Below are 23,311 nucleotides of genomic sequence, written 5' to 3' on the forward strand. Positions count from 1 at the left end.
CTACAAATCTGTAGAAGCTTTATCGCAGATGAAGCGAGGGCGGGCGCTATTACTTGATAGCATCCCAAGCTTTTTGGATGTCGGTAGTCACTTCTTCAGCCGATTTGCCTGACGTGAAGTCAACCATACCTGTCCAGAATGCACCGGCACCGATCGCACCTGGCATTAGGTCAGACGCATCGAAGCGGAAGGTTGTTGCATTCAAGAAGATCTCACCTTGCTTACGAAGCGTGTCGCTTGAATAAGCTTCTAGCTTCGCGCCTTTGTGTGGTGTTAGGAAGCCTTGGCCAGCCATCCACAACTCGTGTGCGATGGGTGAAGTTAGGTAGTCCATGAAGACTTGTGATTCTGGTGAGTCCTTCATCATCGTGATCAACGTACCACCGCCAAGAACAGGGTTACCTAGATCTTTGCTTTCGTACGATGGGAAGTAGAAGAAGTCAGAATCTGTACCGATAGTCTCTTTGTACTGATCTGGGAAGAATGCAGGGATGAACGACGCCTGACGGTGCATGTAACACTTAGGTGGTGTATCGAACAAACCTTTTGGTGAGTCACCGAAGAAGATCGAAGCAACAGCAGAAGATGAACCATCCACGTAGTCGTCGTTCAGCACGAACTGACCGAAGGTGTTCATGACTTCAATCACTTTAGGATCGTTGAATGGCATCTCGTTTGAAACCCACTGATCGTAGACAGAAGGTGGCTGAGTGCGAAGCATTAGATCTTCCATCCAGTCCGTACCAACCCAACCGGTTGCACCGCCAGACTCCATGCCGATACACCAAGGTGTGCCGCCATCTTTTACAATCTGATCAGATAGAGCAATAAGCTCTTCCATCGATTGTGGGATTTCGTAACCCATCTCTTCAAAGTTCTCTGGTACGTACCAAACGAGTGACTTCAAGTTAACGTTGTATGGAAGACCAAACATCGCCTCTTTGCCGTCAGCGCCTTTGTAAGTACCTAGATCAACCCAGCTTTGGCCTGCTGCGTAGTTAGTTGCTACCGCTTGCTCAACACTGTCAGATAGAGCGACTAGGTTACCCTGTGATGCTAGCTCAGACACGGTACCAGGTTGTGGCCATGCTGCTAGGTTGGGTGGGTTGCCCGCTTTCATATCAACTAGAACAAGCTGTTCGAAGTCGTTAGAGCCGTTGTATTCAACAGTCGCGCCGGTCGCTTCTTCGAAGTAGGCAATCACTGTGCGAAGGTTAGCTTCGTCACCATCGATCCATGGGCCGTCAAAGCGAATTGTTTTGCCATTTAGATCCATCTTTTCGAATTTTGACAGTGAATCCCATGAGAAACGGTTGTCTGCTTTATCGAACTTTAGACCTTCAGCTGCCGCTGTGCCTGAAAGAGTAGCAAGTGCGATTGCTACCGAAAGAGTCTTACGTAGAGTCATCAGGGTAAACCTCTGTTTTGATTTTATTGTGTGAGCGGCTTGCACTATGCCGGGTGCTCAACCCGTGAAAATCATGCCGAATGCACGAAACTCAAATTCTTATTCAACCGGAAGCACACGCTGATCGTTCTGATCAAACAGGTGACAACGTTCAACCGGAATGCCGAGCTTTAATGTTTGGCCGCTCTTTGCAGTGACATCGCCATCAGCGACAACAACAACGGGTGATTCCAAACCTTCCAAATCCATATATATCATGCACTGGTCACCAAGATGCTCGACATGGCTGACGGTGCTCTCAATAAAGAGATCGCCGCTACCATCTACTGTTAGGTGTTCTGGGCGAATGCCAAGAGCGGCTTTATCGCAGGCAAAAGCATCAGTTTGGCGCTCTAGCGTCAGAGAGTGACCATCAAGAGAGATCGTGATCTGATTTTTCTCGACTGCATCGACACTCACTTCTAGGAAGTTCATCTTCGGTGAGCCAATGAAACCAGCGACAAAACGGTTAGCAGGGCGGTGGTACAGTTCCAGTGGCGCACCCACCTGCTCAATGCGGCCTGCGCTTAGAACGACGATTTTGTCTGCAAGCGTCATCGCTTCGATCTGATCGTGAGTCACGTAGATCATAGTGTTCTTTAGCGTACCGTGAAGACGAGCAATTTCGATACGCATCTGAACACGTAGTGCCGCATCTAAATTAGAAAGAGGCTCGTCGAAAAGGAAGACTTTAGGCTCACGAACTATGGCGCGACCTATAGCAACACGTTGGCGCTGGCCACCTGATAGAGCTTTAGGCTTACGATCCAGTAGATGATCCAGTTGCAGAGTCTTAGCCACTTCAGTTACGCGGCTGCGGATCTCATCCTTAGGCATGCCAGAGAGTTCAAGACCAAACGCCATGTTGTGGTAGACGGACATGTGCGGATAGAGCGCATATGACTGAAAGACCATGCCGATGCCACGCTCTTTAGGTGTGTGATCGTTGACGCGCTCACCAGCGATATTCAGGTCGCCTGAAGAGATCTCTTCAAGTCCTGCAATACAACGAAGTAGGGTTGATTTACCACAGCCTGAAGGCCCAACGAATACCACAAACTCACCGTCGGTGATGTCGAGATTAACATCATGAAGAATGTGGACCGGCGTTTTGCTTTTTTCGCCGTAAATTTTGTTTAGGTTGCTCAGATTGACCGATGCCACCAAAAACCTCCAGTTGCTTATTATTAATACTGCTTCCTGCAGTTATAAGATTATGCAAAACAGACGCTTTACTTAATCGATTTAGTAGCTACGTAATTTAGTCAGGGAACGATTAAGAAGCAAGTCAAAAATACCTCTTAACGGCTTCTTAAATTTTTTGCAGTGCGTTAAGAATGGGGTGTCTGGAAGACGCTGATAAGGCAGATGACAGGCTGAAGCCAGTCACTGTCACTTCGTAAGGTAGATAAACAGGTGACGGGTTGAAGCCAGTCACTGCTAGTTCATAAGAGGGGATATACCGGTGACAGGCATTCAGCCTGTCATCCGCAGTGAGTTTGTAAGATTTACTTAATATTCGGTCCGACGCGAACGATCTTCATGGTGTTGGTACCACCCTGAGCGTTGACGTAGTCGCCCTTAGTAATCAAGACGATATCACCCTCTTTTACTACCTTACGACGCTGTAGCTCTTCGACAGCACGTTGGTTGATCTCTTCGTTGGGAACCGCTTCTGAATCAAACGGAACGGTTTTAACGCCACGGTAGAGTGCCACGCGGGTCTGTGTCTTTGGATTCTTTGAGAAGGCGAAGATCGGTAGGCCAGAGCGAATGCGTGACATCAGAAGGGGTGTAGCCCCTGATTCAGTCATAGAAATAATCGCAGTGACACCCTCTAAGTGGTTAGCCGTATACATAGCCGCCAAGGCGATCGATTCATCGATTTTGTGGAACCGCTCGTTCATACGGTGTTTAGAAACTTGAGATTGACGATTCTTCTCAGCGCCAATAATGACGCGAGACATCGCCTCGACGGTCTCTATTGGGAATTCACCAGCGGCGGTTTCTGCTGAAAGCATTACAGCATCGGTTCCATCTAGAACAGCGTTGGCTACGTCAAAAACCTCTGCACGTGTCGGCATTGGGCTGGAGATCATCGACTCCATCATCTGCGTTGCTGTGATTACGGTGCGATCCAGTGTGCGTGCACGATCGATGATCAATTTCTGAATGCCGATCAGTTCTGCATCGCCGATCTCTACGCCTAAGTCGCCACGAGCAACCATAACGCTGTCGGATGCCAGAATGATCTCATCGATATTTTCGACACAGCTAACCGTCTCTGCACGTTCGATCTTAGCAACAATCCCTGCGTCACCACCGGCCGCATTCATCAGTTCGCGTGCTTCTGTGATGTCAGCACCCGAGCGAGGGAAGGAGACCGCTAGGTAGTCCACATTGATCTCTGCCGCGGTAATGATGTCCGCTTTATCTTTTTCAGTCAGAGCAGCAGCTGAAAGGCCACCGCCCTGTAGGTTGATGCCCTTATTGTTTGAAAGTGGGCCGCCAACGGTCACTTCACACTCCAAGCGGTTTGGCTTCTTCTCAACAACGCGCATCTGTACACGACCGTCATCAAGCAGTAGCACATCACCTGGTTTACAATCTTCTACCAGTTGCTCGTAGTCGATACCCACAGCCTCTTGTGTGCCGGCTGTTTTGTCCATGCTCGAGTCCAGAGCAAAACGATCACCCACTTTGAGATGGATCTTAGTGTCTGTGAATCGCGCAATACGAATTTTAGGGCCTTGTAAGTCCCCTAAGATCGCAACGAATCGACCCGCTTTTGCGGCAGCTTCACGAACCATGGCTGCGCGCTTCTTGTGATCATCCGCCTCGCCGTGCGAGAAGTTTAGTCGGACAACGTTCACACCCGCTTGAACGAGGCGTTCAAGTACCTCTGGTGAATCGGTTGCTGGGCCAAGGGTAGCGACAATTTTGGTTCTGCGTTGCATCTTAAATCCTTAAGCGGTTTGCTTTCGGTGGGTAAGCAGGGCTAACTAGTGTTAGCCCTCAGTTGTAGAGAGTTGTAGAAAGTTATACCACGATTAGATGGCGTTTGTGTGAAATGGTTGTTCAGTTTTATTGAGCAACGACTTTAGCAAAACGAAGCATGTTACAGGTGTAGCCATACTCGTTGTCATACCAAGCGACCACTTTCACAAAGGTGTCATCCAATTGGATGCCAGCCTTGCAGTCGAAGATCGATGACTTGTTACAACCACGGAAATCCGTTGCAACAACGGCATCATCAGTAAAGCCTAGCGTTTCACCCAGAGCGCCTGTCTCTGAAGCTTCACGCATTGCACAGCAGATATCTTCGTAGCTCGCTTCACTATTTAGCTCAACGGTTAGGTCAACGACCGATACGTCTGTAGTTGGTACACGGAAAGCCATACCGGTAAGTTTGCCGTTGAGTTCAGGAAGTACTACTCCCACCGCTTTAGCGGCACCAGTAGAGGAGGGGATGATGTTCTCTAGAATACCACGACCGCCGCGCCAATCTTTTGCCGATGGGCCGTCAACGGTTTTTTGAGTCGCTGTAGCGGCGTGAACGGTTGTCATTAGACCGCGTTTCACACCCCATTTGTCGTTTAGGACTTTAGCCACGGGTGCAAGACAGTTGGTTGTACAAGAGGCTGCAGAGACGATCGCTTGGCCTGCGTAGGTTTCATGGTTTACGCCATAAACGAACATCGGAGTGCCGTCTTTTGATGGAGCCGACATGACGACTTTCTTAGCGCCTGCTTCAATATGTTTTTGACAACCCTCTTCGGTTAGGAAGAAGCCAGTACACTCAAGGACAAGATCGACATCGATATCACCCCAAGCAAGATCAGCAGGATCGCGCTCAGCGGTTAGGCGGATGGTTTTGCCGTTCACAATTAGGTTGCCGTTGTCGGTTTGGATATCGCCTTTAAATTGACCGTGCACTGAGTCGTATTTCAGCATGTAAGCCAGGTATTCAGACCCAAGCAGGTCGTTAATACCAACCACCTCAATATCACCATTGAACTCTTGGTAGATTGCACGGAACGCCATGCGGCCGATACGGCCAAAACCGTTAATGCCAACGCGAATTGTCATTTCAAAACCCTCGTAACTAATTTTATTATCAGTTTATGTTGTAAATTTACGTACAGTTTTGCCGACTTTCGTCTAAAGTTCAATCGTATGGGTTATAAAATCCCTATTCTTTTTTGCAATAATGACCCTATTTATAGCGTATATAGCCAATTTTCATAGGGTTTACGCTATTTAAGGCTACTCTCATAAAAGTTATTAACTTACGTAATTTCTTTTAATTCGTAAGTTTTTTACTAACCTTTGGTGTGTTAAAGTAACTTAATTAGATTTCGATGAAATTTGTTGAGGTAGCTAATGCCATCTAACATCATGCAGCAGATCAGTGCAGAGCTTGAGTCGCTGAATCGTTCCGAGCGTAAAGTCGCTGAAGTCATTCTTGCAGACCCGCAGGCGGCGACAAGATCCTCTATTGCCGTATTAGCTCGCGCTGCTCAGGTGAGTGAGCCGACGGTTAATCGTTTTTGTAAACGTTTCAATACAGCCGGTTTCCCAGATTTTAAACTGCATCTAGCTCAGGCGTTAGCACACGGTGTTCCCTATGTTAGTCGCAGTGTCGAACCTGATGACGACTCAGAGAGCTACACCAACAAGATCATCGACGCGACCATCGCTGCGTTGGTCACTGCTAAGAAGACCGTTGATCCACAGATGATCAATCTAGCGGTGGATCAGTTGATTCAGGCTAAGCAGATCATGTTTTTTGGCTTGGGTGCCTCTTGGCCTGTTGCGCAAGATGCTCAGCACAAGTTCTTCCGCTTTAACATCCCAGTCGTCGCTTACGACGACGTACTGATGCAGCGTATGACTGCGGCTGCTTCTTCTACAGGCGATGTTATTGTCATTATCAGTTACACCGGTCGTACTCGTGAGTTAGTTGATATTGCTGAGCTAGCCCGTGCGAGTGGTGCCACCGTGGTTGGCATTACCGCACCGAATTCACCACTGGCACAGCACTGTTCTATTGTTGTTGAGGTTGATGCACCAGAAGATACCGATGTCTACATGCCAATGACCTCTCGTATTATGCACCTGACCGTAATCGATATACTGGCGACGGGTGTCACGTTACGTCGCGGACCGGACTTCCTTAAGCACCTCAAGAACATCAAAGACTCATTAAAAGAGACACGTTACCCAGCAAAATAGGTATGAGTGTGGACAACTTCTCTCTAATTGCCGATATCGGTGGCACCAACGCGCGTTTTGCCATGGTTGAAACGGGTTCTATTAATCCGACTAATATTCGTAATTTAGCAGTCGATGACTTTGCATCGATTGATCTGGCGATTAAACAGTACCTTAGTGATCTTGGAAGTGATGTTCCCGATCGTTGCTGTATTGCCATCGCTTGTCCTACTCACAACGATAGGATTTCGATGACCAACAACGGTTGGGTATTTTCAAAGCGAGATCTGCAGAACCATTTTGGTATTGAACAGCTCTCTGTCATCAATGATTACGCTGCGATGGCCTATGCTGCGGCTAATCTGACGGGTGATCAACTGATTCAGGTGGGTCGTGGAGAGCCTTTAGAGGATTTCCCTATTGCTGTGTTGGGCGCAGGCACGGGTTTAGGTGTGTCAGGGTTAGTTCGCTCAGGAGGAGCGTCTATTCCTCTGGTGACCGAGGGCGGGCATGTCGATTTTGCACCGACCACAGAGCAAGAGGTTGCGATTCTGCGTTGGTTGTTAAAACGTTATGAACGTGTCTCAGCAGAACGTCTTGTGTCGGGTATGGGGATTCAAAACATCTACCAAGCCCTAGCGGAATTACGTGGCTCTCCGGTTGAGCGAATCTCACCTGCTGAGATCAGTCGCTTAGCGTTTGAGGAGCGAGATCAGTTCGCGTTAGAGACGCTGGAACAGTTCTGTAAAATCTATGGCAGTGTTGCCGGTAACTTAGCTCTCTCATATGGAGCCCAGGGTGGTGTATTCGTCACTGGAGGAATTGTCCCTAAGATGCTCGACTTCTTTATCGAGAGTGGGTTTAGACAGCGCTTTGAAGCCAAAGGGCGTTTCGATCAGTACATGTCGACCATTCCGACCTATGTTATGACGGCTGAAGAGCCGGGTTTGATTGGGGCTGCAGCGGCGTTGGTATAGGGCTCTGGAAGTCTGCTGGTAGTGCCGATGACAGGCTGAAGGCCAGTCACGGCGGCTCCGTAGCGTAATTTGTACACTGGTGACTGGCATTCAGCCTGTCACCCGCTCTCTACGTCAAACTGATGCCGCTTCCGAAACGCCATGGGTGTTTCACCAAGCTCTCGTTTAACGAATCGCGTGAAATACCCCGGATCACTGAATCCTAACTCATCCGATATTAATGCGATTGATCGCTGGGTGAAGGCTAACCGTCGTTTGATCTCAATGGCTAAACGCTGATTGATCGTTTGTAGGGCGCTTTTTCCAAAGTGCTTTTTGCAAAGACGGTTTAGGGTGCTCGTTGAAACTCCGCACTGCGATGCGTAATCATCAATATCCAATCGGTTCTCTAAACTGCTTTCGATCAGTTGAGAAAACTGTTTCAACGCATCGGGTAGCTTCTCACTCAATGTTAACGCGGTATCCACTCTTTTGATCATTGCGAACAGTGTATGAATCAATTGCAGTGACACGCTCTGTTGATCGGTAGGTTGTTGCTGCTCTTCTAGTAAAAGTTCTGCGATGGTCAGTATCTGTTTTGCCGCTTCCTCTTTATCCCCCAAAAGAAGAATAGAGGCGCTGCTGGTCACAATATCGATGTCTTGCTGAATAATCGGCAGAGCGATGCTTAAAATGACCCCTCTTATACCGCTGTGAAAGTGAAAACCGTGTCTGTTATCTGGCGGTAGCGTAACGATGACCGGTTCGTTAATTGAGACTTGATCATCCTCCAGTTGAATTTCAGCTTCACCTTTTTCAATGATTAAGACCTGAAATAGATCGCTATGCTTATGCGGTTTGATAACGCCGCGGTAGGGTCTGCTACTCTCTTGAACCGTTTCAATATGAACAAATCCTGCTTGAGCGTCACTCTGGCTGTCACCGTAGAGTACATAGTTGGGCGTTATAGATGACTTTGTAGATCTCTGCATGACGAAAAAAGTAAATCCATTGATGTTATTTACCTATAATTTCTATTATTTGATCGAAAAGTGCAATTAATTGGCGTTTTTTTGAGTTGGGAGTTCTTAAGCCAATTGCGATACTGATTTCATAAAATTAAAAGGAGTTCGTCATGCATATTCAAAACGCCTGGTACGTCGCGGCTATGTCGTCTGAAGTGACCGATAAGCCACTCGGTCGCACCATCTGTAACCACAACTTGGTTATGTACCGTGGTAAAGATGATGCCATCGCCTGTATTGAAGACTTTTGTCCTCACCGTGGTGCGGCCATGTCGTTGGGGTATGTAGAAGAGGGTGAGTTGGTCTGTGGTTATCATGGCCTGCGTATGGGACCAGATGGTCAGACGATCTCGATGCCTAAACAGCGTACCGATCGATTCCCTTGCACGCGCTCGTTCCCAGTGATGGAGAAGTACGGGTTTATCTGGGTGTGGCCGGGTGATAAAGCCCAAGCGGATGAGTCTAAATTGCCTAAGTTCCATTGGGCTGAGATTGAAGGTTGGGCTTATGGTGGAGGCCTGTTCCACATCAAGTGTGACTACCGTTTGATGATTGATAATCTGATGGATCTTACTCACGAGACCTACGTTCACTCGACCAGCATCGGTCAGAAAGAGATCGATGAAGCACCGGTGAAAACGCGTATGGAGGGTGATCAGGTCATTACTGAGCGCTTTATGCCAGAGGTTAAAGCGCCACCGTTCTGGCAGATGGCGATGGAGTTTCAGGGGTTAGACCCTAATGCGACCGTCGATCGTTGGCAGATCTGCCGCTTTAATGCACCGAGTCACATCATGATTGACGTAGGCGTAGCGCTGGCTGGTAACGGCGGTATTGATGCACCGCTTGAGAAACGTGCTAGCAGTGTGGTGGTCGATTTTATTACGCCTGAGACGGATTCAACAATGCACTACTTCTGGGGTATGGCGCGAAACTTCCAGCCTGAGGATGCCGCGCTAACGGATAAAATTCGTGAAGGACAGGGTGGTATCTTTACTGAAGATCTTGAAGTACTGGAAGCGCAGCAGAAGAACTTGGATCGTTACCCAGATCGTGACCTGCTTAAATTGGATATTGATGCCGGCGGTGTTCAGGCGCGCCGTATGATTGAGCGTGCGATTAAGTTAGAACAGGAGGCGGGCAATGCTTAAGCTGCGGGTTGCGAGTAAAGCTCCACTCACCGATCAGATTGTGAGTCTGACGTTGGAATCCGTATCAGGCGAGCCTTTGCCAGGAGTGGCTGCAGGAGCACATATCAATTTGCACCTGGGTACTGGTTTGAGCCGTCAGTACTCTATCTGTAATCCAGGTACCTCTACTAAGCACTATGAACTTGCTGTGTTGATTGAAGCTGAATCACGTGGGGGTTCTAAAGCCGTCGCAGCGCTAGAAGTCGGTGACATCATTGAGGCGGATGAGTCGCAAAATCACTTTGGCTTGAAAACAGCGTCCAATCACCGTTTATTTGCGGCAGGCATCGGTATAACGCCGATGCTTGCGATGGCGCGTGAACTGCACGCACGAGGAAGTCAATTTGATCTACTCTACCGAGCAAAGTCACCGGAGAGAGCGGCCTTTTACTCTCAACTGCAGCAGTGTGATTTCTCTGAGGCCTGCCGTTTCTCTCTCTCTAGTGATGGTGGACTTGATCTCGCAGCTGAGTTGGCAAGTCCTCAGGCCGATGAGCAGCTCTATGTGTGTGGCCCACAGCGTTTTATTGATGCGTTAATTGATGCTGCTAAAGAGGCTGGCTGGCGTACGGATCAGATCAATCGCGAGTATTTCAATGCGGCCGTTCCAGAAGTGGAAGAGGGTGATCAGCCCTTTACCGTGAGGTTGAAATCGACCGGTGATGAGTATCTGGTACCGGTTGATCAAACCATTGCTGAAGTTCTAGAGGATGCAGGTGTCTTTGTGCCTCTCTCTTGTGAATCGGGTGTCTGTGGTACCTGTCTAGTTGATGTTGTTTCCGGTGAGCCGGATCACCGAGATCTGTATCAAAGCGAAGAGGAGCAGGCCTCAAATCGACAAATGACGGTCTGCTGTTCACGCAGTAAAACGCCTCTGATCGAGATTGATTTGTAGAACGAATGCAGCGCGTTTGGCGACGAGGCCCTCCCCGAAATCTGGGTCACAACCCTGGGTTTAATGAGATTCGCAATTTCTTCGATTTTCGTTCGGTGCGCATTGGTGGGTGGGTCACCGCTGAAGAGCAGGCGATACGGGCTGAAGAGTTCTTTATTGCTCTGTTAGATCTGCAAGAGATTCTCGGTCTTCCAAATTTTGCGCTGTCACTTCGTGGCGAACTATCACTCCATTATGGCACCGGTGGACGTCCCGGTGTCTGTGCGCACTATCAACCCTCAGCTAGAACCCTTGCCCTGGCTAAAAAAGCCGGAATTGGCAGTTTGGCTCATGAGTGGGCGCACGCTTTAGATCACTATCTGGCTAAGACCTCTTTCGAAGAGGATGTTGGTGCACGTTTCGCAACGACCGCATGGTTGGCTGACTTTACCCACAAAGTGCATCCGCTTAATGATGCCTTAGACAGGCTATACACGACGCTCTACCTTTCCAACGATAAGCAGAGTCCAAGTGACTATGTCACTCGATCCGTTGTGCTAGATAAACAAGCAGGAACGCTCTATTGGAGCTTGCCCGAAGAGCTGTTTGCTCGTGCTTTTGAGGCTTGGATCTCGAGAGCCGTTATCAAAAATAGCCTATTGATCAACCCTAAGGATATTGTGCGAGATACGAAAGGGCTCTATCCATTTGAGTCTGAAGCTAATGTGATTGATAAAGCGTTTGAGGATTACTTTGGGTTGTTGGGGTATGCGCTTTCTAGGTAGTTTCTGAAACGCTGTTGGTGCCGATGACAGGCTAAAGCCAGTCACGGGAGCTCCGTTAGGTGACAAGCTAAAGCCAGTCACGTCAGTACTACCAAGGTGACTTGCTTTCAGCCTGTCATCCGCTGTTGAGTTAACGGCAAGCTACTCAATCACATGCCTCCTAAGAATGGCTCGATTATGCATCTGAACCTCTGGCCGTTCCCGCCAACTCCAAAACAGCTCTCTGGCTTCTGCCGCTGATTGTTTTAGATCGACAATTGGGTCTGGGTAGCTCTGCTCACTCTCTAGCATCTGTTTCTCAAGTCCACCCATCGCCCAAGGGGAGTGTCTGAGCTCTTTGGGTAGTTCCGCTAGTTCAGGTACCCATTTCGCGATGAAGTGACCCTCTGGATCATGCTCCTCGGCCTGTAGGGTGGGGTTGTAGATTCTTAACGTATTAATACCCGTTGTACCTGCTTGCATCTGTAACTGTGGGAAGTGAATGCCCGGTTCAAAATCGAGAAACTGTCGAGCTAAGTGAGGTGAGCCGAGGCGCCAGTCTATTTTCAGGTAGTGACAGAGAAAGCTGACGAGCATCGCTCGCATTCTAAAGTTGATGTAACCGGTACGATTGAGTGCTCGCATGCAGGCATCAACCAGAGGCACGCCTGTCATACCACTCTCCCACGCCTTTAGATCTTCTTCGACTTTTTTATCTGTTCGCCACGGAAATTGGTTGTAGCCGGCATTGATCGGTTGGGTTTCTATCTCGATCTGAGATTCAAATTTTTGAATGAAGTGGCAGTGCCAGTGCAAACGCGATCGAAACGCTCTAAGGGATCTCTCCCACTGGCCTTTAATGCCAGGGGGTTTGGATTGTTGGTAAACCTCAGCCAGGCTGATATTTCCCCACGCAAGGTAGGGGGACAGTCGACTGCAGTGCTTGCGAGAGGCGGAGGGTTTAGATATCGCTTTGGAATAGAGCTGACCACGCTCCGTGAAAAAGCTCTCTATCACAGATGCTGCTGCGCTAGGGCCACCGTATTGCATCAGCGAGTCAGTCTCTAACCAATCCGGTTGAGGTTTAAAATAGGGTAGTGGGTTTGAGTGATCTAGCCTAGCAGGGATGAGTTGGGTTAGGTCCGGTTGATGTAGTGGACCTTTGATCCGTGCATCCCAATTATCCAACCAGTTATCACGACTGCGAGCCCCTCTAATAACGGCTCCGTAGGGTGACTCATTCCACTGAATGCCCTGCTTCATGCATAACCTCTTTACCCGTTTATCACGGGCAAAGGTTTTGGCCATGCCGATCTCTTCATGGCTATAGATTGAGTGAACAGGCGTGTCTGAGAGGATTGTAGCGAGTACTTCAGTTGGTTCGCCATTAAGCATCACTATTTTAGAATCAAATGCCGCAAGCTGATGATTGATATCGTTGATGCTCTGATAGATAAACCGCCAGTGACGTTCACTGTAGTGGCTATCTTCCATGAGCTCAGGCTCGAAGATGTAGATAAGCAGCAGAGCTAAGCCCGATTCAATTGCCTCTTTTAGGGGGCGGTGATCGGTTAATCGAAGATCGCGTTTAAACCAGACAATGTTGATGGGGGTTGGCATGGGTACCTCTGTAGATTCAGAGGTATAGGTTGAGGGAAATGAATCGGATCACTGCCGGCTGATAAAGCCGATGACAGGCTGAAGCCAGTCACTTTATAGTTTGTTAGGTGACTGGCTTTAGCCTGTCAGCCGCTCTAAATGGGGGATTTGATCTTTAATATCTTGCCCAACCCCATGTTCACCCAATAAACCGCCCAGAGTGCAAAGACAGTATCGGATAGGAAGTGCCCACCTTGGACAATCCGTGTGATACCAACAATCACACCAATGCCTAAACCAATGTAGAACCAACGCTTAGATTGCATTAACCAGCCCAAGCCGATAAAGAAGAATCCCATCGACGCGTGACCGCTGACAAACGAGCAGTTGCTGTCACAGGCACCGGAATATTCGAATGCGCGGGTAAAGTCTGCTTGCCCACCAAACTCGGTGATTTGTGACGGGCGAGCACGTCCGATTGAGTTATCTTTTAAAATCACATTGACTAATACGCCTGGCCCTAACACTAATGATAGTGAAAGAAATGTGTAGATTCGTTTAAAGAAACTCTGTTCAGGATCTTGGTATTTTCTATAGTAATAGATAGCGATAACTATCAACACTGGTAGCAGATAGAAATGCATATCGGCAAAGTCTTTGTAAATAGCGACTGCAAGAAGGTGTCCCTTAAGAAAAAATCCTGAGTCGTAGAATAGGGATGCTACCCATAAATCGATAGATGGAAGCAGTGTGAAAAGAGCAACACTTAATACGAACAGAGATAAGTCAGCACGTATTTTCATCTTCCTAGCCAGCCTGAAACGAGTGTGACATGAATGGTGCGCGTTAGGTCTTTGGTGACTTTTACACTTTGTGAAGTGAGTGTTTTAGCTGATTTGAAATGGCTAGCTAACTGTTTTTCGGTCAGATGTTCGCTAACCACTAAATGCTCTGACGCTGTGCTGGTGCCTATTGGGTAGAGCAGCTCATATTGGCTGATCGTATGATCATCAAAGGTTAAAGCACGCCCGAATAGATCCATAGGCTCTCGATAATAACCAAAGTAAGCAAGAACCTTTCTTGATTCACTGGCGATGGGCGCCTCTGGATACTGATCAAGGTAGGGCTGAATAGACTGACCCAGTTCATACCAGCCCGAGATTCGAGTGTAGGGGTTGTTGTTCTTTGTAGGTTCGACACCAGCTACCTTTTGAAAAGTGGAGTAGTGGTAGAACAAAATTGCTAGCACTAGATTGACTGATACCGCTAATTTAATCAGTCTTTTTGAATCTCTTTGAGCTAACCAAATTGCAACAATCAATGACCCGGTAATATAGGCAGGGGCACCCCAATTAATGTTGGCTCGAGCGGTCAACGCCTGAATAGAAATCACTAAAAAGATAGGGATGAAAATAGACCATAACAATTTACTGCTTTCGCTGCTTAAGATATGTCTTAGTGTAACTAGGATGATCAAAGCAACTAGTGGACCAAACACCACAAATTGCATGGCTAGGAACTCTAGAAGACGACTCAGTTTAGGTTCGTTTTCGGCTTGTTGAGCGATCTCGGCTGTGTGCTGAAAACTGATGAAGTCGTGTTGATAGTTCCACCATAGGTTCGGTAGTAGCAACAAAATAGCAATGCCACAGGCAACCCAGAATCTTGGATTGGCTAGAAGTTCACGGCCCTCTTTTGAAATCGCAGCGTAGACTAGAAAGCCTGCAGGAAAGAGTATGAAGGTGTATTTAGAGAGCAACCCCAGTCCACCTACGATACCCGCAGCCATCCATACTGCCCATTGATTGGACTGCTGTGCCTTCAAAAAGAGCAGTAGGGCCAATGTCCAGAAAAAGAGCAGTGGTGCGTCAGTGGTAATGAACAACGAATTGAAACTAACCAGTGGCATGGTAAGAAACAGTAAGCCGGCATAAAGACCTGCTCTAGTCGAATGCAGACGTTGACCAATTGAGAACAGAATAAGCGAAGTAATTGAGTAGAGAAGCGGAGAGGCCAGTTTGATTGCCCACTCGCTGCTACCGAATAGATCCGTGGTGATTCGAATTAGCCATGCCACCATCGGTGGTTTGGAGTAATAGCCCCAGTCTAGACTCTGCGACCAGCCAAAGTAGTAGGCTTCATCAAAAAAGAGGTGAATCGGTGCTGACTGCGTAATCCATTCACGGTAGGCAAATAAAATCGCAGTCGCAAATAACAGAAATTGAAAACTGCGATCTCTAAACAGCGTTAGCATTATTCGTGATCAGCTCTTTTCCAGCACTCATCATCAGCAATGGGAGCTGATGGACGAACTACAAAACTGGCGCTTCGATTATCTTGGAAAAAAATTCGACTCAACATCTCTGCGATAACGCCAGTGGTTAGAAACTGCAAAGCCATCAAGATCAAAAAGATTGCGATCATCAACATTGGACGGTTGCCGATGTCTTCGCCTAAGAAAAATTTAACGGCAAATAGCCAGCTCAGCATAGCACCGCCGATGGCACCGGATGCTAGGCCAATCGACCCGAAGAAGTGTCCAGGGCGTGCTTTGTAACGAAGAAAGAAGAAGACGGAAATGATGTCGATAATCACTCGAAAGGTTCGGCTAATGCCATATTTAGACTCACCGAATTCACGAGCATGGTGTGTTACAGGTGTTTCACCAATCCGTCTGGGTGAAGTAACACCAGCAACCCAGACGGGAATGAAACGGTGCATTTCACCGAACAGACGCACCTGTTTAAGCACGGACGCGCGATACACTTTAAGACTGCAGCCGTAATCGTGAAGTTTTACCCCAGTAATTTTTGCAATCAAACGGTTGGCAATTTTTGACGGCAGTTTGCGTTTGATGGCGGCATCTTGACGATTGACTCGCCAGCCTTGGAGTAGGTCGAGGTCTCGTTCAATGAGCTCATCGACCATTCTAGGGATGTCTTTAGGATCGTTTTGTAGATCCCCATCCATAGTCACGATCAGTTCACCACGTGCTGCATCAATGCCCGCTTGCATAGCCGCTGTCTGACCAAAGTTACGTTGCAGCTCAATGACTCTAACCTGATTACCAAACTGTTCTGCGGCGGCCTTTAAGCGATCTACCGTCTGATCGGGTGATCCATCGTCCACACAGACAAGTTCCCAGTTACCTTGGTAATCAGAAAGACCATCATGAACCCGCTCGACAAGCAGTTGTGCGACATCTTCCTCTTTATACATAGGAACTACAACGGAGAGGGTGGGTCTGTTTGACATGGTGATCTCGTGTCTGGATTTGAGTGGTGAATCATACCTTATGGCTGACTCTTAACAAAGTTTGTCGTCTCTTTTTAAAAGCTAGTTTTCCTGCTAGGGCTGGGCAGAAGTAGCGCAATAGGGACAGATAGCAATGAAGCGCCCAAAAGGTAGATGTGTACATTAATGGCCGCTTTTACGGCCACTATGGTTTCAAATCCCATCGGGTATAAAGCAGCTAACATTGCAGCCTCATAAGTGCCAGAACCTGCTAGCCCATGAATCGGCAAAACGCCTGAAATGTCGGCTAAGATGACCGCCAGAGCACCATTGAAAAAGTCGATATTAAGGAAGCTCATTAGGATCAGAATAAGTGCGACCAACTTCACAATCCATATCAGTAAAGTCATAAGATAGGTTTGGCCTAATAGCCTGTAGTCCTTTGGCCATAGGTGTTCAACTTTATTGAGCAGGTTCTTAATTTTTTCAGGAAATAGACTGATCAGTGACTCTCCTCCAGCTCTCAATAACAGTGGTAACAAGATAAGCGCTGTGCAAGCTATGCCTCCCAGTAAGGGGTTTACTGAGAAGAGGGCAAGTGAAGCAAGAAGGAGTAAAACATGAAGGTCCATCAAGCGAATCACCAGCAACCCCGCCGATGTGATCAACATGGATTCTGAAAATTCACGTTTCATCAACAGTGGGAAGGCGGCTTCACCGAGTCTCATCGGTAAAAAGTTATTCAGCGCGTTATGTAAAAAGCTGATCTTTATGTAGCTAACGCGGGAGTGTGATTCAGAGGCAAAGTAGTTAAAGACACGCTCAGCTCTTAGGAGATATGAGATAAAGGTCAGTAGGGTCAAAAAGAGTAGATTGCTAACAGATAGAGCCTGCCAATCTTCGAGAATGGATCTCCAACCGATTGTATACTCAACTCCAATCGCTAGGGCTAAAAATAGGGTGGTCGCGATAAACCAACGAAGCGTTTTACTCATGAAACCATACACACTTAAAGTTAGCCATCAGTGTGCCATTAAACCACTCTAATGTCTGTCTTTAGTCGGACAAAGCCGCTTTGGCGCATTTGCTCATGCGCGTATCGGACTCGTTATGAAGAGTGCACCAGGCTTGGTATTGGCTGAGGAATACTTGGCCAGTCAGTTCGTTTAGGAAATGACTCTTCTTTAGTTGGTCCATAACTGGGCCTTTTACCTCTGATAGGTGGAAGCAGACACCAAAGTCTTTGAGTCGCTGATTAATCGCCTCAAGAGACTCTAGAGCCGATGCATCGATCAGATTGACGGCTGGGCACATCAGAACAAAGTGCTGGACCCCTTTTTGTTGGGCAATCAGGTCGTAGACGCGATCTTCTAAATAACGCGCGTTAACGAAGTAGAGGCTCATGTCGATACGCAGTGTGATGATCTTCTCATCGTACTCCACTTCAAAACGATCGACGTTGCGGAAGTGCTCTGTGCCAGGAATTCGGCCGACAATCGCATCGTGTGGCTTACTTGTACGCTGCAGAAACAGGGCGATCGATAGGGTCACACCAGCGATGATGCCTGCTTCTACACCGACTAACAGCGTCAGTAGTATGGTTGCCAGCATTGCCATGAAGTCAGGCTTCGAGTAGCTCCAGGTGCGTTTTAGGGCGCCGAGGTCGACCAATGACAGAACGGCAACAATAATGGTTGCGGCCAGTGTCGCTTTGGGTAAGAAGAATAGAAGCGGTGTTAGGAAGAGGGTAGCCACGGCAATACCCACTGCTGTGAATGCCCCAGCAGCTGGTGTCTCTGCGCCGGCATCAAAGTTGACAACGGAGCGAGAGAATCCACCTGTCACTGGGAAGCCGCCAGATACCGCTGAACCTACGTTGGATGCGCCTAGGCCAATCAACTCTTGGCTGGGATCAATTCTTTGACGACGCTTCGCTGCCAGTGTTTGTGCAACAGAGACTGACTCAACAAAACCGACAATACTGATCAGCATGGCTGAAATTAACAGTTGTTGCCAAAGTTCTGCATCAAAATGTGGCAGTGCAAACTCGGGTAGTCCTGTTGGAACGATACCAACGACTTTGACCCCCTCAAGCTCTAGGCGGTAGTAGTAGGTCGCAAAGGCTGTGGCGGCTACAGCCAAAACAGGTCCCGCTTTGGCAATGACATCAGCCAGTTTTGAGTTCATCCCGGTTTTAAGCAGAAGTGGCTTTAAGCACTTACGGGTCCAGAACAAGAAGGCTGTCGCAGAGACACCGATAATCAGTGTCGGGATGTTGGTGTCCTCTAGGTGAATGATGATTGAAGAGAGAATGTCATATAGATTGTGGCCAGACGCGTTGATGCCAAGAATATGTTTTAGCTGGCTGGCGGCGATGATCAGTCCAGAGGCGGTAATGAAGCCGGAGATGACCGGGTGGCTGAGCAAGTTGGCCATCGCGCCCAATTTAAAAAAGCCCATCAGTATTAGCAGTGTGCCCGAAATGAGCGCCAAAGCACCGGCAGCGGCAATGTAATCGGTGGTGTTGGCAAGTCCGAGGCTACCTAAAGCGGTTGCGGTCATCAGTGAAACAACAGCAACAGGGCCAACGGCTAGAGTACGACTGGTTCCGAAAATAGCGTAAGCGATCAGCGGCAATATACTTGCATATAGACCCACCTCTGGCGGTAATCCAGCAAGCAGAGCATAGGCCAGTGATTGAGGAATCAACATGATCGTTACAATCACTGCCGCGATAAGATCGTTGGTCAGCGTCAGCTTATTGTACGATTTTGCCCAGTCTAAAATCGGAAAATAGTTCTTCAAAGTATTAATCCTGAAAAGCAGAAAACGCTGCTTTATTACTGACGTGCCTCGATTCGCGCTCTAATTCCGTTAAGGTCATACCCAGCATTAGCGGCCTTATCGATAATCGCTTGGGCTTCCTGTCTTGACCCTTCTGCCATTCCCCATAGCATGGTGCAGCGAGTGCCGGTGCGACAAAAAGCGAAGATTGGGGTTTGCGCAGAGGCTAGGAATTGATCAAATGCCTCAACATCTTGGTCGCTGATGTTGCCAGAGATAACGGGCTGAGAGACGTAGGTTAACCCTAGCTTCTGACACTCCGCTTCAATCAGTGCTAAATCAGGTTGATCCTCACTCTCGCCGTTTGGTCGGTTGCAAATGACGGTTTTAAAGCCTGCATCAGCAATGGACTTAATATCTTCAATCGCTACTTGAGGTGACACGCTGATTGAATCGGTGAGTTTTCTTACATCCATGAAATGTTTCCTTAATCAGAAAAGGTCTACCGGAATTTTTAGGTAGCGCTGCCCGTTATCTTCAGCCGGTGGCAGGTGACCAGCACGCATATTGACTTGAACCGACGGCAGAATCAGGCGAGGCATATCAAGTGTTGCATCACGTGATTCACGCATTTGAATAAAGTCAGCCTGATCATGCTCTACGCTGACGTGAATATTGTGCTGGCGCTCTTCACCGATGGTGGTTTCAAATTGGTACTCATCACGACCAGGTGCCTTGTAGTCATGACACATAAAGACACGGGTCTCATCCGGTAGGGTGAATAGCTTCTGAATCGACTGGTAGAGGGTTGTTGCATCGCCCCCAGGAAAATCGCAACGCGCGGTTCCGTAGTCAGGCATGAATAAGGTGTCACCCACAAACAGAGCGTCACCGATTAAATAGCTCATACAAGCAGGGGTGTGTCCGGGTGTGTGGATCGCTTTTGCAGCGATTGAGCCGATATTAAATGACTCATCATCTTTGAATAGATGATCAAACTGGCTGCCATCACGTTCGAATTCTGTACCGGCATTAAACGCTTTGCCGAAAACATCTTGTACTACAGTGATGTGATCACCAATGGCTAAGGTGCCGCCCAGTTGATCCTTTAAATAGGGTGCTGCAGATAGGTGATCGGCATGAACGTGAGTTTCAAGAATCCATTTGGTCTGCAGTCCCTCTTCTTTTATGTAGGTGATGATTTGATCGGCTGATACTCGATCAGTTTTACCTGACGCGTAATCGAAATCGAGAACGGAATCGATAATTGCACACTCTTTCGTTTCAGAGTCTGAAACAACGTGGCTGAAGGTAAAGGTGGGTTCATCAAAGAAGGTTTTAACGATAGGCTGCATTGGATGCTCCATCTAGCTTTTAAGGTGCAATTAACGGTCTGTCTCGACTTTAGTTATATGCTTATAGCTTAAGGTAAGTATCCTACTCTTAATTTGCGAATTGTCAATTACGACGGGGGATGTAAAGGGGATTTATTCGAAGGTGTAGAGTCTAAGAATTAAAATGAATTCAACAGCTCTAAAACAAGTGATTGATCGGTTGCTGACATCTTGTCGACCTTGAATGATTCGGTAATCTCAGTGATCAATTGAGCTAGATTCAGTTTTGCATCTTGGCTATGAAGTAGATCGATATGCCCCCTGATATAGGAGATCGCAAACAGCTGATCAGGGTTGTCCAGTGAGACGGTTTCAAGCTCTAACAGTTGATCGGATAGGGTCTTTAAATCAATCATAAAATTCCACGGATTTTAAGTTAAGAAGGTGCTCTTTGCCGTCTGCATCGATTCGGATTAAACGTATGGTGAGGTAGTCGAGCTCTTTTGCCATCCAGATAAGAGTCGTATGCTGTTGGCCGGCCCTAACCAGTTGCAATTTTTCACATAGAAAAGTTCCTGCAGGGGTTTTCAGTAACTCCTCGCCAAGCCGATTAAACTGATAGCTCTTGATCTGCCCACCATCAGCGATTCTATAGTCAAGTTGTTGCCGCCCTGACTTTAAATCTTCTCTGAGTTGAAGCTGGTAACTGAGCCTATCTTGAACTGCACTCTCCCAAGGTTGATTCCAGGGGTCCCCATTGACCAGTGTCGTAATTCGGCCTCCAGCCTCATCAAAGTCAACTGAGATAGAGCGTGAGCGACCAAACAGACTGCGCTCGTAGTTGTATAAGAGCGGTGACCACTCACCATGACTGAATTTGAGCTCGCTGGTTTCGCTCTGCTTGGCCATAAACGCTGAGGCTCTGTTGGTAAATCGCCAGGTTCCTGTGGAGGTTTTAACGAGCTCTCGTGTCGCAGTCACTGGAACATCAATTAAAAGATCGATGTTGGCACTGTAAGAGGCTTTAAAAGGGGTAGGTTGAGCAAAGGATGGGCCGATAAGAAGTATCGATAACAGTGCTACCCAACTTCTCATCTTCCCATTAATCCTCATTTACACTCGGTAAAGGTAGCCTGTTTCACCCAAAGGTGATCCGTCTAGAAAGACTCGGTTGTTCTCTAGAGTGATGCGTTCAGAGGCAAACCAAGAGACTGCAAGTGGGTAGATTTGATGCTCTAGCTGATGCACTTTTTGGATCAATGAATCAACAGTGTCGCCTTGCTCGATGTCGGTAGCAGCCTGAATGATGGCAGCTCCGCCGTCCAGCTCTTCTGAGACAAAGTGCACCGTACAGCCATGCTCTGTATCGCCAGCCTCCAATGCTCTCTGATGGGTGTTGGTGCCTTTATATTTAGGCAGAAGAGAGGGGTGGATGTTGAGAAGTCGACCGCTGAAGTGCTGAACAAATTCGTCGGTCAAGATCCGCATGAAGCCAGCTAATACCACGAGGTCCGCTTGCCATGCATCGATCTGCTCCATCAGTGCACTATCAAACGCAAGGCGTGAATCGAAATGGGTATGATCAACCACAGCTGTCTCTATACCGGCTTTTTTAGCGCGCTCTAAACCATAGGCACTCTCTCTGTTTGAGAGAACGCCAACAACTCGGCAATGCTGGTCGTTGGCAGTAGCATCTATGATGGCTTGTAGATTCGATCCCGACCCTGAGATTAGAACTACAATGTTCTTCATCGTTAGTGGCTCATACCTGCCAGCTCAACTTGCTCGTCGCCCGCGGCAGCGTTTGCGATAGAGCCGATCAACCAAGCCTCTTCGCCAGCGGCTGATAGGATCTCAATGGCCTTATCAGCTTCGCTGCCAGGAACACAGATCACCATGCCAACGCCACAGTTTAGGGTGCGGTACATCTCTGTTTGATCAACGTTGCCGCCGGCTTGAATCCAACGGAATACTTCTGGAATCTCCCAGCTATTGGTATCGATCACCGCTTTTGCGCTCTCAGGAAGTACGCGTGGGATGTTCTCTAGAAGGCCACCGCCGGTGATGTGAGACAGAGCGTTAACCTGTACCTTCGAGATCAGCTCAAGAACCGATTTAACGTAGATGCGAGTAGGTTCCATCAGTGCATCTGCGAGCGTACCCTTACCCATTGGTTGGTTTAGGTCAGCGTTAGACACTTCAAGAATTTTACGAATCAGTGAGTAACCGTTTGAGTGAGGACCCGATGAACCCAGTGCGATTAGAGCGTCACCAGCTTGTACTTTAGTACCATCAATGATCTCTGATTTCTCGACAACGCCAGTACAGAAGCCGGCTAGATCGTAATCGTCGCCTTCGTACATGCCTGGCATTTCGGCTGTTTCACCACCAACCAGTGCGGCACCGGCCAGTTCACACCCTTTACCAATACCGGATACAACGTCTGCTGCCATATCGACATTCAGTTTGCCTGTTGCGTAGTAGTCAAGGAAGAATAGAGGCTCTGCACCAGCAACGACTAGGTCATTAACACACATAGCCACCAAGTCGATACCGATGGTGTCATGACGGCCAAGATCCATGGCCAACTTCAGTTTAGTACCGACACCGTCGGTGCCGGAGACCAGTACTGGCTGGCGGTAACCCTCCGGGATTTCACACAGAGCACCAAAGCCACCCAAACCACCCATCACTTCTGGACGGGCTGTGCGTTTAGCAACACCTTTTATTTTCTCGACAAGGGCGTTACCTGCATCGATATCGACTCCAGCATCTTTGTAGCTGATTGAAGGGGTATTGGTATTGCTAGACATCTGTGTTTAACCTCAGGGGTGAAAGCGAATTTAATAGGTTGTGAATTCTATCAGTTTGCGCACCGCTGAGCTATTGT

22 protein-coding genes are annotated in these 23,311 nt (G+C 48.0%); 5 read left to right on the forward strand and 17 right to left on the reverse strand.

From position 1 onward, the window contains the following. Positions 1 to 49: 49 nt before the first annotated feature. The 4 genes from XMM383_RS00790 to gap all read right to left on the reverse strand — a co-directional run bounded on the left by XMM383_RS00790 (position 50) and on the right by gap (position 5,536). Entirely contained in the window at positions 50 to 1,408 is a 1,359-nt protein-coding gene (locus XMM383_RS00790; protein ID WP_173494355.1) for an ABC transporter substrate-binding protein, read from the reverse strand. A 99-nt stretch (positions 1,409 to 1,507) separates the two neighbouring features. Beyond that, positions 1,508 to 2,611: a sn-glycerol-3-phosphate ABC transporter ATP-binding protein UgpC gene (locus tag XMM383_RS00795; protein ID WP_173494356.1), complete on the reverse strand. Its 1,104-nt coding sequence runs from the start codon at positions 2,609 to 2,611 to the stop codon at positions 1,508 to 1,510. A 344-nt stretch (positions 2,612 to 2,955) separates the two neighbouring features. Beyond that, complete coding sequence (pyk, locus tag XMM383_RS00800; protein ID WP_173481557.1) at positions 2,956 to 4,404, reverse strand: pyruvate kinase; 1,449 nt, start codon at positions 4,402 to 4,404, stop codon at positions 2,956 to 2,958. 127 nt (positions 4,405 to 4,531) lie between these two features. Next, positions 4,532 to 5,536 (reverse strand): type I glyceraldehyde-3-phosphate dehydrogenase, encoded by a 1,005-nt coding sequence (gap, locus tag XMM383_RS00805; protein ID WP_173481556.1) that lies wholly within the window; start codon positions 5,534 to 5,536, stop codon positions 4,532 to 4,534. 294 nt (positions 5,537 to 5,830) lie between these two features. On the opposite strand from gap, the gene XMM383_RS00810 reads away from it, so the two are divergent. Together XMM383_RS00810 and glk are read left to right on the forward strand one after the other, a co-directional pair. Further along, positions 5,831 to 6,682 carry a MurR/RpiR family transcriptional regulator gene (locus XMM383_RS00810; protein ID WP_173481555.1) on the forward strand — a complete coding sequence of 284 codons (852 nt, stop codon included), beginning with the start codon at positions 5,831 to 5,833 and terminating at the stop codon, positions 6,680 to 6,682. Positions 6,683 to 6,684: 2 nt separating this feature from the next. Continuing rightward, a complete protein-coding gene (gene glk / locus XMM383_RS00815) occupies positions 6,685 to 7,638 on the forward strand; it encodes a glucokinase (protein WP_173494357.1) in 954 nt (317 codons plus the stop codon). A gap of 98 nt (positions 7,639 to 7,736) precedes the next feature. Here glk and XMM383_RS00820 read toward each other — a convergent pair whose 3' ends face one another. Beyond that, a complete protein-coding gene (locus XMM383_RS00820) occupies positions 7,737 to 8,609 on the reverse strand; it encodes a helix-turn-helix domain-containing protein (protein WP_173494358.1) in 873 nt (290 codons plus the stop codon). 143 nt (positions 8,610 to 8,752) lie between these two features. On the opposite strand from XMM383_RS00820, the gene XMM383_RS00825 reads away from it, so the two are divergent. Genes XMM383_RS00825 through XMM383_RS00835 form a run of 3 tightly spaced genes read left to right on the forward strand, consistent with a single transcriptional unit; the run spans position 8,753 to position 11,491 of the window. Beyond that, positions 8,753 to 9,793: an aromatic ring-hydroxylating dioxygenase subunit alpha gene (locus tag XMM383_RS00825; protein WP_173494359.1), complete on the forward strand. Its 1,041-nt coding sequence runs from the start codon at positions 8,753 to 8,755 to the stop codon at positions 9,791 to 9,793. After that, on the forward strand, positions 9,786 to 10,727 hold the full coding sequence (locus tag XMM383_RS00830) for a PDR/VanB family oxidoreductase (RefSeq protein WP_173494360.1): 942 nt from the start codon (positions 9,786 to 9,788) through the stop codon (positions 10,725 to 10,727). Before XMM383_RS00825 ends, XMM383_RS00830 begins: the two co-directional genes overlap by 8 nt. Before the next feature lie 5 nt (positions 10,728 to 10,732). Beyond that, entirely contained in the window at positions 10,733 to 11,491 is a 759-nt protein-coding gene (locus XMM383_RS00835; RefSeq protein ID WP_173489111.1) for a CLCA_X family protein, read from the forward strand. A 141-nt stretch (positions 11,492 to 11,632) separates the two neighbouring features. Here the strand turns inward: XMM383_RS00835 and XMM383_RS00840 are convergent, their stop codons facing one another. From XMM383_RS00840 to purM, 12 genes are all read right to left on the reverse strand, one after another. Continuing rightward, positions 11,633 to 13,090, reverse strand: coding sequence for a deoxyribodipyrimidine photo-lyase (locus tag XMM383_RS00840; RefSeq protein WP_173494361.1), 1,458 nt, complete (start codon positions 13,088 to 13,090; stop codon positions 11,633 to 11,635). A gap of 134 nt (positions 13,091 to 13,224) precedes the next feature. Further along, positions 13,225 to 13,872, reverse strand: a complete 648-nt coding sequence (locus XMM383_RS00845) for a phosphatase PAP2 family protein (RefSeq protein WP_173494362.1) — start codon at positions 13,870 to 13,872, stop codon at positions 13,225 to 13,227. Then, positions 13,869 to 15,323 (reverse strand): glycosyltransferase family 39 protein, encoded by a 1,455-nt coding sequence (locus XMM383_RS00850; RefSeq protein WP_173494363.1) that lies wholly within the window; start codon positions 15,321 to 15,323, stop codon positions 13,869 to 13,871. Before XMM383_RS00850 ends, XMM383_RS00845 begins: the two co-directional genes overlap by 4 nt. Next, positions 15,323 to 16,324, reverse strand: a complete 1,002-nt coding sequence (locus tag XMM383_RS00855; protein WP_173494364.1) for a glycosyltransferase family 2 protein — start codon at positions 16,322 to 16,324, stop codon at positions 15,323 to 15,325. The genes XMM383_RS00850 and XMM383_RS00855 overlap by 1 nt, the downstream gene beginning before the upstream one ends. A gap of 74 nt (positions 16,325 to 16,398) precedes the next feature. Beyond that, the gene (locus XMM383_RS00860) at positions 16,399 to 17,298 is read right to left on the reverse strand and encodes a lysylphosphatidylglycerol synthase domain-containing protein (RefSeq protein WP_173494365.1); all 900 of its coding nucleotides are present in this window, start codon (positions 17,296 to 17,298) and stop codon (positions 16,399 to 16,401) included. Positions 17,299 to 17,359: 61 nt separating this feature from the next. Continuing rightward, positions 17,360 to 19,117: a sulfate permease gene (locus XMM383_RS00865; protein ID WP_173494522.1), complete on the reverse strand. Its 1,758-nt coding sequence runs from the start codon at positions 19,115 to 19,117 to the stop codon at positions 17,360 to 17,362. Positions 19,118 to 19,143: 26 nt separating this feature from the next. Continuing rightward, entirely contained in the window at positions 19,144 to 19,563 is a 420-nt protein-coding gene (locus tag XMM383_RS00870; protein ID WP_173483163.1) for a TIGR01244 family sulfur transferase, read from the reverse strand. Between the two features lie 15 nt (positions 19,564 to 19,578). Further along, positions 19,579 to 20,442 (reverse strand): MBL fold metallo-hydrolase, encoded by an 864-nt coding sequence (locus XMM383_RS00875; RefSeq protein ID WP_173483162.1) that lies wholly within the window; start codon positions 20,440 to 20,442, stop codon positions 19,579 to 19,581. Positions 20,443 to 20,600: 158 nt separating this feature from the next. Next, on the reverse strand, positions 20,601 to 20,837 hold the full coding sequence (locus XMM383_RS00880; RefSeq protein ID WP_173481546.1) for a YfcL family protein: 237 nt from the start codon (positions 20,835 to 20,837) through the stop codon (positions 20,601 to 20,603). Then, positions 20,830 to 21,516 (reverse strand): DUF3108 domain-containing protein, encoded by a 687-nt coding sequence (locus XMM383_RS00885; protein WP_173481545.1) that lies wholly within the window; start codon positions 21,514 to 21,516, stop codon positions 20,830 to 20,832. The genes XMM383_RS00880 and XMM383_RS00885 overlap by 8 nt, the downstream gene beginning before the upstream one ends. Before the next feature lie 18 nt (positions 21,517 to 21,534). Then, a complete protein-coding gene (gene purN, locus XMM383_RS00890) occupies positions 21,535 to 22,173 on the reverse strand; it encodes a phosphoribosylglycinamide formyltransferase (RefSeq protein WP_173484276.1) in 639 nt (212 codons plus the stop codon). A gap of 2 nt (positions 22,174 to 22,175) precedes the next feature. Continuing rightward, positions 22,176 to 23,234 carry a phosphoribosylformylglycinamidine cyclo-ligase gene (gene purM / locus XMM383_RS00895; RefSeq protein ID WP_173481543.1) on the reverse strand — a complete coding sequence of 353 codons (1,059 nt, stop codon included), beginning with the start codon at positions 23,232 to 23,234 and terminating at the stop codon, positions 22,176 to 22,178. Between the last annotated feature and the right edge of the window lie 77 nt (positions 23,235 to 23,311).

The sequence above is a fragment of the Marinobacterium sp. xm-m-383 genome (assembly GCF_013283255.1).
GTDB lineage: Bacteria > Pseudomonadota > Gammaproteobacteria > Pseudomonadales > Balneatricaceae > Marinobacterium_E.